General features: G+C 69.9%; 17 protein-coding genes and 1 tRNA gene. 12 read left to right on the forward strand and 6 right to left on the reverse strand.

What is annotated here, in order from left to right:
* From LY41_RS14815 to LY41_RS14830, 4 genes are all read left to right on the forward strand, one after another.
* Positions 1-330 (forward strand): transposase (locus LY41_RS14815; protein ID WP_301297157.1); only part of this gene is annotated, 330 nt, incomplete at its 5' end.
* Positions 269-829, forward strand: a complete 561-nt coding sequence (locus LY41_RS14820; protein WP_253864616.1) for an IS5 family transposase — start codon at positions 269-271, stop codon at positions 827-829. The genes LY41_RS14815 and LY41_RS14820, both read left to right, overlap by 62 nt.
* A gap of 1037 nt (positions 830-1866) precedes the next feature.
* Entirely contained in the window at positions 1867-2091 is a 225-nt protein-coding gene (locus tag LY41_RS14825) for an antitoxin MazE family protein (protein ID WP_253864617.1), read from the forward strand.
* 11 nt (positions 2092-2102) lie between these two features.
* Positions 2103-2414: a type II toxin-antitoxin system PemK/MazF family toxin gene (locus LY41_RS14830; protein WP_308292265.1), complete on the forward strand. Its 312-nt coding sequence runs from the start codon at positions 2103-2105 to the stop codon at positions 2412-2414.
* A gap of 141 nt (positions 2415-2555) precedes the next feature.
* Here LY41_RS14830 and LY41_RS14835 read toward each other — a convergent pair.
* Together LY41_RS14835 and LY41_RS14840 are read right to left on the reverse strand one after the other, a co-directional pair.
* Positions 2556-2629, reverse strand: a tRNA-Pro gene (locus LY41_RS14835).
* 414 nt (positions 2630-3043) lie between these two features.
* A complete protein-coding gene (locus tag LY41_RS14840; RefSeq protein ID WP_253864619.1) occupies positions 3044-3640 on the reverse strand; it encodes a YdcF family protein in 597 nt (198 codons plus the stop codon).
* Between the two features lie 299 nt (positions 3641-3939).
* Between LY41_RS14840 and LY41_RS14845 the strand changes: the two genes are divergently transcribed.
* Complete coding sequence (locus LY41_RS14845) at positions 3940-4785, forward strand: acyl-CoA thioesterase (RefSeq protein ID WP_253864620.1); 846 nt, start codon at positions 3940-3942, stop codon at positions 4783-4785.
* A 152-nt stretch (positions 4786-4937) separates the two neighbouring features.
* Here LY41_RS14845 and LY41_RS14850 read toward each other — a convergent pair whose 3' ends face one another.
* The gene (locus tag LY41_RS14850; RefSeq protein WP_253864621.1) at positions 4938-6182 is read right to left on the reverse strand and encodes a Glu/Leu/Phe/Val family dehydrogenase; all 1245 of its coding nucleotides are present in this window, start codon (positions 6180-6182) and stop codon (positions 4938-4940) included.
* A gap of 302 nt (positions 6183-6484) precedes the next feature.
* Here LY41_RS14850 and LY41_RS14855 point away from each other — a divergent pair, with 302 nt between their 5' ends.
* Positions 6485-7408, forward strand: a complete 924-nt coding sequence (locus tag LY41_RS14855) for a LysR family transcriptional regulator (protein ID WP_253864622.1) — start codon at positions 6485-6487, stop codon at positions 7406-7408.
* Between the two features lie 37 nt (positions 7409-7445).
* On the opposite strand, the gene LY41_RS14860 is transcribed toward LY41_RS14855, so the two are convergent.
* Positions 7446-7646 carry a PspC domain-containing protein gene (locus LY41_RS14860; protein WP_253864623.1) on the reverse strand — a complete coding sequence of 67 codons (201 nt, stop codon included), beginning with the start codon at positions 7644-7646 and terminating at the stop codon, positions 7446-7448.
* 243 nt (positions 7647-7889) lie between these two features.
* Between LY41_RS14860 and LY41_RS14865 the strand changes: the two genes are divergently transcribed.
* The 6 genes from LY41_RS14865 to LY41_RS14890 all read left to right on the forward strand — a co-directional run bounded on the left by LY41_RS14865 (position 7890) and on the right by LY41_RS14890 (position 14272).
* Positions 7890-8489: a ClpP family protease gene (locus LY41_RS14865; RefSeq protein ID WP_253864624.1), complete on the forward strand. Its 600-nt coding sequence runs from the start codon at positions 7890-7892 to the stop codon at positions 8487-8489.
* Between the two features lie 166 nt (positions 8490-8655).
* The gene (locus LY41_RS14870; protein ID WP_253864625.1) at positions 8656-9189 is read left to right on the forward strand and encodes a MarR family winged helix-turn-helix transcriptional regulator; all 534 of its coding nucleotides are present in this window, start codon (positions 8656-8658) and stop codon (positions 9187-9189) included.
* 117 nt (positions 9190-9306) lie between these two features.
* Complete coding sequence (locus LY41_RS14875) at positions 9307-10506, forward strand: homogentisate 1,2-dioxygenase (RefSeq protein WP_253864626.1); 1200 nt, start codon at positions 9307-9309, stop codon at positions 10504-10506.
* 10 nt (positions 10507-10516) lie between these two features.
* Positions 10517-10774 (forward strand): hypothetical protein, encoded by a 258-nt coding sequence (locus LY41_RS14880; protein WP_253864627.1) that lies wholly within the window; start codon positions 10517-10519, stop codon positions 10772-10774.
* 37 nt (positions 10775-10811) lie between these two features.
* Positions 10812-11990: a fumarylacetoacetase gene (gene fahA, locus LY41_RS14885; protein ID WP_253864628.1), complete on the forward strand. Its 1179-nt coding sequence runs from the start codon at positions 10812-10814 to the stop codon at positions 11988-11990.
* Between the two features lie 242 nt (positions 11991-12232).
* A complete protein-coding gene (locus LY41_RS14890) occupies positions 12233-14272 on the forward strand; it encodes an acyltransferase family protein (RefSeq protein WP_253864629.1) in 2040 nt (679 codons plus the stop codon).
* A 42-nt stretch (positions 14273-14314) separates the two neighbouring features.
* On the opposite strand, the gene LY41_RS14895 is transcribed toward LY41_RS14890, so the two are convergent.
* A complete protein-coding gene (locus tag LY41_RS14895) occupies positions 14315-14518 on the reverse strand; it encodes a hypothetical protein (RefSeq protein ID WP_253864630.1) in 204 nt (67 codons plus the stop codon).
* 115 nt (positions 14519-14633) lie between these two features.
* Positions 14634-15728: a CaiB/BaiF CoA transferase family protein gene (locus LY41_RS14900; RefSeq protein WP_253864631.1), complete on the reverse strand. Its 1095-nt coding sequence runs from the start codon at positions 15726-15728 to the stop codon at positions 14634-14636.
* Positions 15729-15960 lie beyond the last annotated feature (232 nt).

A 15960-nucleotide genomic window follows, 5' to 3' on the forward strand; every position in this document is an offset into this window, starting at 1 on the left:
ACTGGTCGTAGGGGTAGGCCGTTTTCGGATGCTCGGACGATGGTTGAGGCGATCATGTACCGCTATCGGACAGGGATCGCGTGGCGGGATCTGCCCGAGGTGTTCGGTCCATGGCAGACCGTCTGGACCTGGCACCGGCGGCTGGCCGCCGAGGGCACATGGGATGCGGTGCTGGCTGAGTTGACCGCTGCGGCGGACGCGGCCGGGTTGGTGGATTGGTCGGTCTCGGTCGATTCCACGATCGCGCGGGCGCATCAGCACGCGGCGAATGTCACGCGCCGCACAGGGGGCTGGATCGAATTACACGCAGCCGACCATCGAGCCGCGTGATCACGCGCTCGGCCGTTCACGCGGTGGGCTGTCGACGAAGATCCACCAACTTGTCGACGGCAGCGGGCTGCCACTGGTCACGTTGCTGACCGCGGGCCATGCGGGCGATTCTCCGATGCTGCTGCCACTGCTACGACAGCTACGTATCGGCCGGCAGGTGGGACGGCCACGAACCCGACCCGACGCTGTCCGGGCCGACAAGGCCTACTCCTCTCGAGCGATCCGGGCTCACCTGCGTTCACGCGGCATCACCGCCGTGATCCCCGAACCCGACGATCAGAAACAGCACCGCAAGAACCGCGGATCACACGGCGGGCGGCCCGTCGGGCTCGACGCCGCCGAGTACCGGCACCGCAACGCGATCGAGCGCCGCTACTGCCATCTCACACAGTGGCAAGGCCTGACCACCCGATACGACAAACACGCCACCATCTACCGCGCAGCGATCATCCTCAACGCCGTCATCGCCTGGACCCGACAATTATCAGACATGACCTAGCAGCTATGGCGGTCACGTGGTCGTGGCTGGTTGTAGTCGTTCATGACTATCGATGGCGCTCGTGTGCACGGGATGTGCTCCGGCCTGCTCGGGTGGAAACGCTGTTCCCCTTGCGGGTCACGACGCAAGATCGTGTCGTACCTGACGTCTACGATGCTGCTATGAAGAAGAACACGTGGCCTCGGGACCGTTACACAGGCCCTGGAGGGGGACGTTACACAGGCCCTGGAGGGGGACGTTACACAGGCCCTGGAGGGGGGCGTTACACAGGCCCAGGTGGCGGCCTGTACACCGGCCCTGGAGGGGGCCTGTACACCGGGCCTGGTGGTGGCCTCTCTACTGGGCCCGGTGGCGGCCTCTCCACTGGGCCCGGTGGCGGCCTGTATACCGGGCCTGGAGGCGGCCTCTACACCGGGCCCGGTGGTGGCCTGTACACCGGACCTGGCGGTGGCCTCTACACCGGCAGTTGCAGCAAGCCTTACATGAGCAATATCCCGCCTTGGGACCGATTTATAGAGGAACTTCAGAAGCGAGGTTTGACGCACTACGTAGAGATGTTGAAGGCGCACGTCACACGATGACGCGACGAGTCTTCGCGCTGTTTGGTGGTCATCCCGTCGCCTGATGGCGTCTCGATCACGCTGTGTTGGGGCCGCAACCTTGGCTCGTCATCCGCCGGCCGAACTTGCCAGGCTTGTGGCCCCTGCGCGGCATGATAGCCATCTGGTCAGGCGACGGGATGGCCACCGAACGCCCACCCTGCCAACCGCACCGCGGCTACGTTTCCCCGGCCATCCCGGAGCCTGCCCGTCCGGCGAGGACAGCTTTCTTCTGTCAACGCGCCGCTGTGGTGTGTGCGGCCTGCCTCGGCTCCGGCCGATGCGCGCGGGGACCGGCGCTAGCCGCGCGCCCCGCGCGCAGGCTCGGTCGGAGCAGGAGGGGCGAGGTCGCGCGGCGCCGGCCAGCGCCGCCTTGAACAGGAAGAGAAAGTCTGAACACACTGGCTCCGGCGGGCCGGTTACATGTAACGTCAGGGTATGGCGAGCAGGGAAGACACGGCGGCACGGGTGCGGGCGCATCGTTCTCGATTGCGTCGGCAGGGGTTGCGGCCGATTCAGATCTGGGTGCCGGATACATCGTCGCCAGAGTTCGCGCGGGCTGCGCACGAGCAGTCGGTAGCTGTGGCGGAGAGTGAGCGTGGCACCGAGGATGAGGCGTGGACTGAGGCCGTGGCCGAGTATGTCCTGGGCGACGACGCGTGAATCGTGGCGAGGTGTGGACGGCGGCAGCGAAGGGCGCCTACACGGGCAAGCCTCGGCCAGTGGTGATCGTGCAGAGTGATGCGTTCGACGGGACAGACTCGGTGGTGGTGTGCCCGTTTACGACTCACGGCCTGGAGGCGCCACTGATGCGCGTGCCTGTCGAACCGGATGAGACGAACGGCCTGAGCGAAGCGACACAGATCATGCTGGACAAGGTGTCAGCCATCCCGCGCCGCACGCTGGGTACGCGACTTGGCGTGCTGTCGGATATTCATATGACGCAGGCGAGCCGCGGCCTGGTCGTGTTCCTCGGCATCGGCTGATTCCTCGCGGGCTGACCGCGCGGCATGCTCGCCCGCAAACCGAAGGCGTAGTCACTCGGGAAGCCGCTCAGTCGGCGAATCGGCCTAACGAGAACAAGGCCGTGACCCACAAACGTGCAGGTCACGGCCTTGCTTCGCCGGTCGGGCTGACAGGATTTGAACCTGCGACCCCTTGACCCCCAGTCAAGTGCGCTACCAAACTGCGCCACAGCCCGGCCATCGCCTCGCGTCGAAGCGATGTCGGTACTGTACCGCGTCCGCGACGGCGGCCTCACAGCGGGTCGCCACGATCCGTTCCCAGCGGTCCGGGCCTCGTTCCAGCGGGCGGGGCTCGGGTGTCCGGCGGGCCGGCACTCACCGGGGCAGACTCGACCGTCGGTTCGGCTAAGCATGTTCCCGACCACCCGACACCCGCACTTCTCGCAGGGTGACGGGCAACGGGCAGGCCTGACGACGCGCCTCTCCGGCTTACCTCGCATCGGCGGGTGGTGATCGTGGCGGACGGTACAGAGCCGGCACCGCAGCGGGAAGTACTATCTGTCCGATGTGGACGACGCAACGGTGGAGCGCGGCACGAACCGGGGGAGCGGTGCCGCGCTCGGCCGTGGCCGTCACCGCGGTCGTGGCCGTCACCGCGGTCGTGGCCGCGACCGCTGTGGTGACAGCGCCGCGCGCAGTCGGTGCCGCCCGGCCACGGCGAGCGCGGGCTTGGCCAGAATCCATTCGCCGAACCGGTAGTCCCGCCCGCGCACCAGCCGGGCGGCCAGGTCGGGCCGCCTGCGCCACAGATAGACCCGCGCCTTCTCCGCGTGCAGCGCGTGCGACACGACGACGATCCGCCCGGCGTCCTCGAGCAGCGCCGCGACGTTGACCACGTTCTCCCACGTCGTGGTGCTGGCCGACTCGGTCACCAAGGGCCCGTCGTAACCGCAGGCGCGGCGCGCGTAGGCGGCCATCAGGGTCGCCTCCGGCGTCGGTCCGGCCACCGCACCACCGGTCAGGATCAGCCGTGCGCCGGGTGTACGCGACCGCAGCCCCGCACGCACGCGCCAGCGGTTGACGGCATTGGCTCGCGCGCCGCGGTTGCGGTACCCGAGCACGACGACCACATCGGGCCCGTCGCCCCGGCGGGACGTGCCGAGCCACCGCCGCGACGAGCGCCAGTGCTCGAATTCGCCCCACCCCAGCACGGCGAACGCCACGGCGGCCGCCGTCGTCATACGCATACCCCGACCGTAGGCCCGGAGCGGGCGCGACGTCGTCCCCACGAACGTGACCCCGGGGCCGCCGCCAACCTGCGCCGCCAACCTGCGACGTCAACCTGTGACGCCAGCCTGCAATGCCACGGCCCGCGACCCCAGCCGAACAGAACACGGACTGTCGGACCCCGGCGGGCGGGGGAGGCAGCGGGACTGTGAGCGCGGTCGCTCCGGGCGACTCCCGCGGCCCGGAGCGATTGCTGCGCCATGCTAAGCATGCCGTCGTCCGGACGGCGACGAGTGCGGGGTGGACCGAGGAGGCAGGCATGAGTGGAGCCGACAGTCGTATCCCGGCGGACCGCGAGCACCCGTTCGACGTCGCGATCGCGCTGAAACCGGGTGATACGGGCGACGGTGGGTACACCGGGCAGACCCATCCGGCCTACGCCAACATGGTCGGCCCTTACGGCGGAATCACGGCGGCAACGCTGCTCGAGGCCGTGCAACGCCATCCCGAGCGGCTCGGCGTGCCGGTGTCGTTGACCGTCAATTACGCCGGCCCCGTCGCCGAGGGCGAGTTCGGCATCACCGCCCGGCCGTCCCGCACCAACCGTTCCACGCAGCACTGGTGGCTCGAACTGACGCAGGACGGTCGGGTCGTCACCACCGCCACTGCCGTGTACGCCGCGCGCCGCGACACGTGGGCCGACACGGAAACGGCGATGCCGGAGGTGGCCGCACCGGACACCGCGCCCGTCACCCCCATGCCGGACCACGTGCAGTGGGCCAAGAACTACGAGATGCGCTTCCTCGACGGCGCCGTGCCCGCACTCGAGGGTGCCCCGGAATCGCCGGACTCGACGACGACGCTGTGGGTCCGCGACGCCCCGGACCGGCCGCTCGACTTCCCGGCGCTGGCGTCAATGTGCGACGTGTTCTACCCGCGTGTGTTCCTGCGCCGCGGCCAGGCCGCGCCCGCAGGCACGGTCTCGCTCACGATCTACTTCCACGCCGACGACGACGCCCTCGCCGCACAGGGCACGAGCCCGGTCCTCGCCCGTGCCCGGTCGAACCGCTTCGGACGCGGCTACTTCGACCAGTCCGCGTGCCTGTGGGGCACCGACGGCGAGCTGCTCGCCACCACGCACCAGCTCGTCTATTTCAAGGGCTGATCCCGCCCGCAACGACCCAGCACCCGCAACGACCCAGCGCCGGTACAGCAGCGGAGCGGGCCCCGGCGCCGTTGACGGCGACCGGGACCCGCTCCGTGTCCGGCGGCGAGATGTCCGGCGGCGAGATGTCCGGCGGCGAGGTGACCCGGCGACTACGGAATCGTCACGTCGGGCGACTCGGCGAGCACCTCCCGGTTGGCGGAGGCGAGCTGCCAGGCCGTGTGCCGCAGCGGCGTACCGTCGACGTCCCACGAACTCAGCAGCATCGCCACCTTCGACTGCATTTCGGTGCGCAGCCGGTGGAACGACGTGGCCGGATCGGCGTCGACGTATCCCAGCAGCAGCCACCACGCCCACGCCGCCGCGCCGGCGTTGGCGACGAAATCCGGGATGACCGGGATTTCGCGGGCCGCGAGCATCGCCTCGGCCTCCGGCGTGGTCGCCGAGTTGGCGGCTTCGACGACGATCTTGGCCGCGACGTCGGAGGCGTTGTCGGGGGTGACCGCGTACGAGATCGCGGCGGGCACGAGGATGTCGGCCTCGGTTCCGATCACGGCGTCGCGCGGCAGCTGCTGCACGTCCTCCGGCAACCGGGTCCGGTCGATCTCCCCGTAGGCGTCGCGCAGCTCGAGCAGTGCGGGCACGTCGAGGCCGTCGGGCCGGTACAGCGTGCCTGCGGCGTCGGCGACGGCCACGACCGGCATTCCCGCCTCGTGCAGGTAGAACGCGGCGCCGCCGCCCATCGTGCCGATGCCCTGGATCGCGACGGTGGTCGTCTCGTGCGCCCAGCCCCATGCGCCGGCCGCGCCGAGGCACGCCTGGGCGACGCCGTAGCCGCCGATGACGTCACCGAGCAGCAGGCCACCGGGCACGGGCGCGTTGAGCCCGGCCTGGACCCGCCGCAGCGTGCGCTCCGGGTGCGGCGCCCTGGTGATCGCCGCGTGGTAGCTCTGCTCCAGTCCGAGCCGGTCGAAGACGTCGTCGATCAGGTGCTGCGGTACGCCGAGGTCTTCGGCCGTCACCCAGTGGGCGTCCAGCCACGGGCGCATCGCCTGGCAGAAGCGCTCGAGGACCTCGACCGCGCGCGGGTCCTTGGGGTCGAAGTCGATGCCGCCCTTCGCACCGCCGACGGGCAGGTCGAACGTCGCCGTCTTGGCGGCCATGCCGCGGGCGAGGTCCTCGACCTCCTTCACGGTGCAGCCCGCGCGCATCCGCGTGCCGCCGGTGGCCAGGCCCGAGGCGAGAGTGTGCACCACGAGGAAGCCTTGGGCGCCCGTGACCGGGTCGGTCCAGGTGAGCCGCAGCAGCGGCTCACTGGTGCGAATGTCGGTCGCGCCTGCGGACCGGGTGCCGGTCGCGGTGTTCCCGGACGCCGGACGGTTCTCCATCGTGGTCACCTGAAATGCACCTCCATCGTTCGTTTCGTCCGAACTCGTCTGTTGTCGGGGCGCTTCACCGGAAGAAGACAGCGTCGACCGCCACACGGTCACGTGCCGATTCTTCGGTGAGGATGCGTGCTTCAGTCGCGGTGACGCTCTGTCCGCCGTCGCTCTGTCCGGTCTGCCGTCGCTCTGCCTGCCCGCTACATACAGCGTGCGGCCCGGGGCGCCTGCGCGTCTAGTTAAGGATCACGCACGGAAACGTTCACGCTTCCTGCACAGGCCCACCTGCACAGGCCCACATGTCTACGCTGGCGGCCATGGAACTGTCGTTGCACCGTCTGCGCATGCTGCGCGAACTGCACCGGAAGGGCACCGTCACCGCGGCCGCCGGTGCGCTGCACTACTCGGCGTCGGCCGTGTCGCAACAACTGGCCCAACTGGAGCGCGACGTGGGCGTGCAGCTGTTCGAACGCCTGGGCAGGAGGGTGCAGCTGACCGAGCTCGGCACACTGCTGGCCGAACACGCCGAGGAGATCCTCGATTCGGTCGGCCGGGCGACACATGCGCTCGAGAACGCGCAGGACGGCCTGTCGGCGCGGCTGACGGCAGGCGTATGGGCGTCGGTGGCCTCGGGGTTGCTACCGCCCGCGCTGACGGCGCTGGCCTCCGAGCACCCCGGCATCGAAGTGCGCACGCGCGAACTCGCACCCGAGGAGACGGCGGGTGCGGTGCGGGACGGCACGCTCGACTTCTCGTTCGTGATCGATTACTCGGACTATCCGATGCCGTGGGATCCGGCGCTGGCGCGCGAAGTCGTCGCAGTGGAGCGGTTGCACGCCGCAGCGCCGACCGGTGTCGTGCCCGAGCCCGCGGTGTCGCTCACCGAGCTGGCGGAACACCCGTGGGTGCTGGCGGGCCCACGGTCGCATTTCGGCCGCGCCGTCCGGATCGCTTGTCAGCAGCGGGGGTTCGAGCCGAAGATCGCGCACGAAGTGGAGGAACAGGCGACCGCGCTGGCGATGGTCGGCTCCGGACTGGGTGTCACGCTGGTGTCCGATCTCGGGTTGTCGCTACTGCCGCCGGGCGTGGACATCGTCGCGCTGACCGAACCCGTCATGCGGCGAGTGTCGATCGCCTACCGGGCCAAGGGCACGCCCCGGCCCTCGCTCCGGCTGGTCATCGATGCGGTGCGCGCCGCGGCGGCCGAGAAGGGACTCGGGGCCAGCGCGACGCTGCCGTGACCGGACCCGGTCCGATCGGGCGGCGGGCACGGACCGGTCAGCGGTCCCCGGACGGGATGACGATCCAGAGCACGAGGTAGAGCAGGAACTGCGGTCCGGGCAGCAGGCACGAGACGACGAACGCCAGCCGCATCGTGCGCGGCTTCCAGCCGACTCGGTGGGCCAGGCCTGCGCACACGCCGCCGAGCATGCGGTTGCTGCGCGACCGGGTGAGTTTCGTGGTGGCCGGTGTAGTCATGCCTCCAGCATGTGCTCCCGGCGCGGCTCCGGCATCGGGGATGTCCCCGATCTCGCCCCGGAGAACCCGTCGGGAGCGCACCGGCTGCCGCCACCGAGCCTTCACCGAGCTGCCTTCACCGAGCTGCCGTCACCGAGCTGCCGTCACCGAGCGCGTCGCCGGCCGTCCGCCGACAGCGGAATCGTCTTCGCGCAGGGCGAATCCGCTCGACGGGTCACTGTGGACAGACCTAACGTCCGGCGTATGACAACACTTTCGAACGAATCACCGTCGAACGAATCCGCAACCGCGTCGTTGTCGGACGCCGTGGAACGGCGACTCCTGGCCGAGCGGGTGATCGTGCTCGGCCAGGAGGTCGACGACGCGGTCGCGGACCGGATCACGGGACAGCTGCTGTTGCTGGCGGCCGACGATCCACGGCGCGACATCTCCCTGTACATCAACTCGCCCGGTGGCTCGGTGCAGGCCGGTCTCGCGGTCCTCGACACGATGCGGCTGATCGACTGCGACGTCGTGACCGTCGGTATGGGCCTGGCTGCGTCGATGGGCCAGCTGTTGCTCACCGCGGGTGAGCCCGGAAAGCGCCATGTCCTGCCGCACTGTGCGGTGATGATGCATCAGCCCACGGGCGGCATCGGGGGGACCGCGTCGGACATGGCGGCCTCGGCCGAGATGTTGCAGCGCAGTAAGCGGGAGATCGCGGAGCTGATCTCCGACTGCAGCGGCCAGTCGGTCGAACGGGTCGTCGCCGACAGCGATCGCGACCGGTGGTTCGACGCGCCCGAGGCGTGCGACTACGGCCTGGCCGACCACGTCGTGCGCGCTCGCGCGCCGGTCGGGTGACCCGGGACGCGGCGCGGCAGTCCCGGCGAGGAGCGACAGCCGCATGATCCGCGTCTACGAGTACAGGCCACGCGGCGGGAGAGTGCAGGACACGTGGTGGACGGTTGGCCGGGGAGGGGAGTAGTTTATAGATTTACTATGTTGGTCGAGCGGTAAGGTGGGCGCCATGACGGCAGGTGATCCCGGCGGGCTGGACTTCTGGTCGTTCGTCGAGCTCGCCAACCGCAGGCTCGCCGAGGAGTACGGCTTCAAGCACCAGCTCGCGACCGAGCTGCTGCTGACCCTCAACCGTGCGTCCAACATCGTCACCTACGACCTCGAGGCCTCGGTGCATCGTCCGCACGGGCTCTCCTGGTCCGGATTCCGACTGCTGTTCGTCACCTGGCTGGCAGGTCCGCTCGAGGCGAAGAAGGCCGCGGAGCTGACGGGGATGAGCCGGGCCGCGGTGTCCAACCTGGCCAAGACGCTGGTGGCCGACGGGTCTCTGAACAGGGAGTCCGGAGTTCGTGACGGCCGGTCGGTCCTGCTGTCGCTGACCGATGCGGGCCACCGCGACATGATCGAGGTCTTCCGGGAGCACAACGAGCGCGAGGACGAGTGGGCGGGGGTGTTGTCCCCCGAGGAGCAACGCATCCTCGTCATGCTGCTCGACAAGCTCGTCACCAGCCGCGACCAGTTCGACGTCCGCGGCAGGAACTGAGCGCGCGGGCTCACGGGCGACCGTGCGCGCACGTGTTGAGGCTAGTACATGTATTAACTAGTATCTCCGGTGCGTGCCTCTGCGGTGCGTAGGCGAGGCGACAGCAAGGAGGCAGTCATGGCGTATTACCGCCGGGTCGGCAGCGTGCCACCGAAGCGCCACACCCAGCACCGGACCCCGGACGGCGGGCTGTACTACGAGGAGCTCATGGGCGAGGAGGGGTTCTCCTCGGACTCGTCGCTGCTGTATCACCGCGGGATACCGTCGGCGATCGTCGACTCCCGGGTCTGGGAGCTGCCGGACCTGTCGACCACGCCGAACCATCCGCTCAAACCGCGGCACCTGACGCTGCACGACCTGTTCCCGAAGGAGACCTGGGCCGAGACCGATGTGGTCACCGGGCGCAGGCTCGTCCTCGGCAACGGCGACGTGCGCCTGTCCTACGTCGTGTCCACGAAGGACTCACCGCTGTACCGCAACGCGACCGGCGACGAGATCGTCTACGTCGAATCCGGGCAGGCGACGGTGGAGACCGTGTTCGGCAGCCTGGAGGCGACAGCGGGCGACTACGTGTTCCTGCCGATGTCGACCACCCACCGGTGGCTGCCCCACGGCGACGGGCCGTTGCGGGCGTACGCGATCGAGGCAGGCAGTCACATCGCCCCGCCGAAGCGGTACCTGTCCCGCTACGGCCAGTTCCTGGAGCACTCGCCGTACTGCGAGCGCGACCTGCACGGCCCCGCGGAGCCCCTGGTGCGGGAGGCAACCGACGTGGCGGTGCATGTCAAACACCGCGTCGGCAGCGCGATCGGCGGTAGCGTGCTCGTCTACCCGGAGCATCCGTTCGACGTCGTCGGCTGGGACGGCTGCCTGTACCCGTTCACGTTCAGCGTGCACGACTTCGAACCCGTCACCGGCAGGGTGCACCAGCCGCCACCCGTGCACCAGGCCTTCGAGGGCGACAACTTCGTCGTCTGCAATTTCGTCCCCCGCAAGGTGGACTACCACCCGCTGTCCGTGCCGGTGCCGTACTACCACTCCAATGTGGACTCCGACGAGATCATGTTCTACTGCGGCGGCGACTACGAGGCGCGGCAGGGCTCGGGTATCGGGCAGGGCTCGATCTCCTGGCACCCCGGCGGTCATTCGCACGGACCGCAGCCCGGCGCGGTGGAGAAGAGCCTCGGAACGGAGTTCTTCGACGAGCTGGCCGTCATGGTCGACACCTTCCGCCCGCTCGAACTCGGCGAGGGCGCTCTCGCGTGCGAGGACCCGAACTACGCCTGGACCTGGTCCGGGCGGGGACCGGGGCAGTGAGCGCGGCGGCATGACCGTCCACGTCGCGGTGCCGCGTGACGAGCGCAGGCCCGCCGGGCTCGCCGAACGAGGCCTGCGGGCCGAGTTCCGCCCCGGCGGGGTCAGCGCCGAACTGCACCCCGGGGAAGCCGAGCTCGCGGCGGCGCGCGAGCTCGGCGACGACCGGGTGGCGGTCGTCCGGGGTTCGTTCCTCATCGTTCGGTACCTGCAGCATCCGGTACCTGCAGCATCGCCGAGCCGCTCGCCGAGCTCGTGGAACTCGGCCTGATTCCCGCCGTGCCGGCGGCCGGACAAGGAGTGACCGTATGACCACCATCACCATCCCCGGGGGATCGCTGTTCGGGCTCGACAACCTGCCCTACGGCGTGTTCGCCACGCCGGGTACCGATCCGCGGGTCGGCGTGCGCGTCGGCGACTCGGTCGTCGACCTCGCCGCCACGCTGGGTGACGCGGTGTTCGCCCGCCCGTCGCTGGGCGACTTCATGGCGCAGGGCCGCGCGCGGTGGGACGAGGTGCGGCGACGGGTCGCCGAGCTCGCCGCAGCGGACGTGCCCGACGCGGCCGTGCACCCCGTGTCGTCGGTGACGATGCACCGGCCGTTCGACGTCGCCGACTACGTCGACTTCTACGCCTCCGAGCACCACGCCACGAACCTCGGCCGCATCCTGCGCCCGAACTCGGAGCCGCTGCTGCCGAACTGGAAGCACCTGCCGGTCGGTTACCACGGCCGGTCGAGCACCGTCGTGGTCACCGGCACCGAGATCGCCCGCCCGTGCGGGCAGCGCAAGACCGACGACGGTCCGGTGTTCGGCCCGTCGCAGCGGCTCGACATCGAGGCGGAGCTCGGTTTCGTCGTCGGCACGGGCTCACCGCTCGGCTCACGGGTGACGACCGCGGAGCTGGCCGAGCACGTCTTCGGTGCGGTGCTGGTCAACGACTGGTCGGCGCGCGACATCCAGGCGTGGGAGTACCAGCCGCTCGGCCCGCACCTCGGCAAGAGCTTCGCGACGTCGATCTCGGCGTGGGTGGTGCCGCTGCAGGCGCTGGAGGCCGCCCGCGTGCCGGGGCCGGTGCAGGAGCCGGAAGTGCTGCCGTATCTGCAGGAGGAGCAGGACTGGGGCCTGGACATCGACCTGGCCGTCAGCTGGAACGGGGAGGTCGTCTCCCGCCCGGTGTACCGGGACATGTACTGGTCGCCCGCGCAGATGCTGGCGCACCTGACCGCGGGCGGTGCCGCGGCGAGCACGGGCGATCTGTACGCGTCCGGCACGATCTCCGGCCCCGGAAAGCACGAGCGGGGAGCGTTCATCGAGATCACCTGGGGCGGCCAGGAACCGGTCGAGGTCGGCGGCCGGACGCGCACCTTCCTCGAGGACGGCGACGAGGTGACCATCAGCGCCACTGCGCCGGGCACCGGCGGCGGCCGTATCGGTTTCGGCGACGTCACCGGGCGCATCCTGCCGGCGAAGGACCTGCCGGAGTGACCGCCGCGGGCCGGTGCCGTGCGCATCCGCCGGCATCGGCCCGGCTCCCTCTCTCGTCTCCGCGCCGCTTCCGCCGCGGATCACGGCGTTGACCAGGGATGATGCTGGTTCGCCGCGGCAAGCCGACGGCCAGCGTCCACCTTCCCGGCGCATTCTGCGTCACAGTGCACGGAAGTGGTGGAAACCACCTGAACGGGGGTTGGCATCATGGAACGCCGGTAAGGACGAGAGTGAGGTACGCCGTGACGCAGTCGCCGCCAGCGCCGCCGGAGGTGTCGGCACCGGTCGCACCGCCGCCGGGCAAGACCCGGTACCGGCCCGAACTGCAGGGCCTTCGCGCGCTCGCGTGCGCGCTGGTGGTGATCTATCACGTGTGGCTGGACCGCGTGTCCGGCGGCGTGGACGTGTTCTTCTTCGTCAGCGGGTTCCTCATCACCGGACAGCTCTTCCGTGCGAGCCTGCGCGATCGGGTCCACTTCCGCGCGACGTGGAGCCGGTTCGTCAAACGGCTCTTCCCGGCCATGATGACCGTGCTCGTCGGCACCATGATCGGGGCCTATTTCCTGCTGCCGGAGACGCGCTGGGAGCAGACCGCGGGCGAGATCGTGGCCTCGGCCCTGTTCTTCGAGAACTGGCAGCTGGCCGCTCAGTCGGCCGACTACTTCGCCCAGCACGACCAGGCGAGCCTCGTGCAGCACTTCTGGTCCCTGTCGATCCAGGGCCAGTTCTACCTCGTGTGGCCGCTGCTCATCGCGGCGTTCGCGTTCGTCGTCAAGCGGTTCGGCGGGAAGCTGTACCCGTGGCTGTTCGGCCTGCTGACGACGCTGACGGCCGCATCGCTGGCCTACTCGGTGTACCTGACGACCGCCGATCAGCAGTTCGCCTACTTCATGTCGGCGACCCGTGTCTGGGAATTCGCACTGGGCGGGATGGCCGCGCTGGCGATCGACAAGCTCGTGCTGCCGCGGGCGCTGCGGATCGTCCTGGGCTGGCTCGGCGTCGCCGGCCTCGTGCTGTGCGGCCTCGTGCTGCAGGTCGGCACCATGTTCCCCGGCTACGTGGCGCTGTGGCCGGTGGTGGCCGCCGCGCTGGTCCTCGTGGCGGGCCAGACGGGCACCGTGTTCGGCGCCGACCGGTTCCTGTCGTCACGTCTGCTGAACTACCTGGGCAACCTCAGCTTCTCGCTCTACTTGTGGCACTGGCCCGTGCTGCTGTTCTACGTGCTGCTGCGGGACCGGCCCGAGGTCGGCCTGCGCGGCGGTGCGGTCGTGATCGCCGTGTCGCTGCTGCTGGCGATGCTGACCTACCACCTGGCCGAACAGCCGGTGCTGCGGGCGAAGCGGGACGTGCAGACCGTGGGCGGGTCGTACCGGGTGGGTGCGGCGACCCTCGCGGTCGTGCTGACTCTGGCGGGCGCGTGGCAGCTGGCGGCCGTCGAACGGGCCACGTTCGTGCAGAAGGAGGATGACCCGGCCCATCCCGGTGCCGAGGTTCTCTCGCCCGGCGGTGCCCGTGCGGCGGGCGACGTCGAGCCGATCCCGCCGTTCGCGGCGCTGCCCAAGCAGTACGACAACTTCACCGAGGAGCAGTGTCGCCACTCGGACAAGAACGAGGTGGTCGTCATCTGCACCGAAAGCCTCCACCCGGACCCCACGCGGCGCGTCGTCGTCGCGGGCGACTCGCACTCGCAGCAGTTCAACGCGGCGCTGCGGCCCGCCGCGGAGAAGGAAGGCTGGGAGATCATCTCCATGGGCCGCGGCGGCTGCCCGCTGACCACGGAGGCACCCAACAATCCGGAGTGCGCCTCGTGGAACGAGACGGTCGCCCAGGAGATCCTCGAGATCAAGCCCGATGCCGTGTTCACGATGGCCAGCCGCGACGCACATCCGGGGCGGGACGAGATCACCCCACGCGGTTACGTCGAGCAGTGGCAGACCATCACCGATGCGGGCATCCCGGTGATCGCCGCCCGCGACAACCCGCGGTTCGATCGGTCACTGGCGGACTGCGCCGAGAAGCACGGCGTCGACGACCCGTCGTGCTCGGTCTCGCGCGAGAAGGTCTACGACCCGCAACCGTCGTGGACCGCGGTCGAGAACCTGCCGCGAAACGTGCACTTCGTCGACTTCAGTGACTATTTCTGCACGCCGACGACCTGCCCGCCGATGATCGGGAACGTGCTCGTCTACCTGGACAACAACCACATCACCAAGGCGTACATGAAAACGCTGTCGCCGATGGTGCAGGAGCGCGTGGCGGGAATCCTCGACCGCGTCGGCTGAACACCACGTCGACCGGGGCGAATGACCCACCGGCCCGATGGGTCATTCGCCCCGGCGGCTCTTGGCACGCTGATAGAAGTACGCGGCCCAGAATCCGGCGGCCGACAGCACCATCACGACGGCGAACACCCACATGCCGAGGTTCGACTCGGTCTCGGTCAGCATCAGCACGACCGCCACCACGGCCAGGACGGACAGCGCGACCATGCCGCGCACGACGCGGCGCGGGATCTCGATCTCGGCCATACCGACTCATCCTGCCAACACGCCGGACCGGCCCCGTCACCGGTCCGCGCCGGGGTGGCCGCCGTCGCCGGCGGTGCTGTACTCGGCCCCAATCGGCGGCGGAGGGAATGGCGCGTCACAGCCCCCAGTCGGCGGCGACGGCGTCGTTGTCGGAACCCGGCCGGTGCGGTGGCTCCGGCACCGGCGGGCTCGTGCGGGAGAACCGGGGTGCGGGCGCGGGCTGGACGACCCCGTCGATCTCGAGGAACGTCTGCCGGGCGGCGACGTGCGGGTGGTCGGCGACCTCGTCCCAGGTCAGCACCGGGGTGACACACGCGTCGGTGCCGTCGAAGACGGCCGCCCACTCGTCGCGGGTACGGCTCGCGAACACCTGCGTGAACCGCGCCCGCAGCGCGGGCCAGCCGGACCGGTCGTGCTGGTCGGGCAGCTCCTCGGCCGCCAGGCCGAGTCCTTCCAGCAGCCGGGCGTAGAACTGCGCTTCGAGTGCGCCGACCGCGATGTAGCGGCCGTCCGAGCAGACGTACGTGTCGTAGAACGGGGCGCCCGAGTCGAGCAGATTGTCGGCGCGCTCCGAGGACCAGGCACCGACGCCGCGCAGTGTCCAGAGCATCTGGGTGAGCACGCTCGCGCCGTCGACCATCGCCGCGTCGACCACCTGGCCCGTGCCGGAGCGTTCACGCTCCCACAGCGCCGAGAGCACGCCGGTGAGCAGGAACATCGATCCGCCGCCGTAGTCGCCGACGAGGTTGAGCGGCGGCGCAGGCGGCTCCTCGGCCCTGCCGATCGCGTGCAGCGACCCGGTCAGGCCGATGTAGTTGATGTCGTGGCCGGCCTGATGGGCCATCGGTCCGTCCTGGCCCCAGCCGGTCATCCGGCCGTAGACGAGCCGCGGGTTGGCGCCGGTGCAGTCGTCGGGCCCGACGCCGAGCCGTTCGGCCACACCCGGTCGGAACCCTTCCAGCAGCACGTCGGCCTGCGCGACGAGTTCGAGCACGAACCGGACTCCGTCGGCGGACTTGAGATCGGCAGCGACCGAGCGCTTGCCGCGCATCAGATGGTCGGGCTTGCCGTCGTGGATGTCGAGCGCGCCGGCCGGGCGTTCCACCCGGACGACGTCCGCGCCGAGATCGGCCAGGATCATGCCGGCGTGCGGCACCGGGCCGATCGCGGGCAGTTCGACGACTTTCAGACCACTGAGAGGGCCAGGCACGGTGTCGCTCACCTCGTCGGTCGGGAATGGGGAGTCGGTCGGGAAGCGCGGGGAGGGCCGATGGTAGGCAGCGCCGCGGCTGCTCCGCCGAGGCCGCCCCGGATTCTGCCGCCGCGGATTCTGCCGCCGCGGATTCGCCGCCGCCACGGTAGCGGGTGTGCGCCGCCCGGTGCATGATCACGAGGACCATCCGCCCTGTCGCGGCGAGACATAGGTCACGGGTGACGTGCTG

Source organism: Prauserella halophila (genome assembly GCF_024171895.1).
In the GTDB taxonomy this organism is placed as follows: Bacteria; Actinomycetota; Actinomycetes; order Mycobacteriales; family Pseudonocardiaceae; genus Prauserella; species Prauserella halophila.

Coding starts and splice junctions, on each gene's coding strand:
- LY41_RS14820 (WP_253864616.1), top strand. CDS start 269: ATGTCACGCGCCGCACAGGGGGCTGGATCGAATTACACGCAGCCGACC.
- LY41_RS14825 (WP_253864617.1), top strand. CDS start 1,867: ATGGCGAGCAGGGAAGACACGGCGGCACGGGTGCGGGCGCATCGTTCT.
- LY41_RS14840 (WP_253864619.1), bottom strand. CDS start 3,640: ATGCGTATGACGACGGCGGCCGCCGTGGCGTTCGCCGTGCTGGGGTGG.
- LY41_RS14845 (WP_253864620.1), top strand. CDS start 3,940: ATGAGTGGAGCCGACAGTCGTATCCCGGCGGACCGCGAGCACCCGTTC.
- LY41_RS14855 (WP_253864622.1), top strand. CDS start 6,485: ATGGAACTGTCGTTGCACCGTCTGCGCATGCTGCGCGAACTGCACCGG.
- LY41_RS14860 (WP_253864623.1), bottom strand. CDS start 7,646: ATGACTACACCGGCCACCACGAAACTCACCCGGTCGCGCAGCAACCGC.
- LY41_RS14865 (WP_253864624.1), top strand. CDS start 7,890: ATGACAACACTTTCGAACGAATCACCGTCGAACGAATCCGCAACCGCG.
- LY41_RS14870 (WP_253864625.1), top strand. CDS start 8,656: ATGACGGCAGGTGATCCCGGCGGGCTGGACTTCTGGTCGTTCGTCGAG.
- LY41_RS14875 (WP_253864626.1), top strand. CDS start 9,307: ATGGCGTATTACCGCCGGGTCGGCAGCGTGCCACCGAAGCGCCACACC.
- LY41_RS14880 (WP_253864627.1), top strand. CDS start 10,517: ATGACCGTCCACGTCGCGGTGCCGCGTGACGAGCGCAGGCCCGCCGGG.
- fahA (WP_253864628.1), top strand. CDS start 10,812: ATGACCACCATCACCATCCCCGGGGGATCGCTGTTCGGGCTCGACAAC.
- LY41_RS14895 (WP_253864630.1), bottom strand. CDS start 14,518: ATGGCCGAGATCGAGATCCCGCGCCGCGTCGTGCGCGGCATGGTCGCG.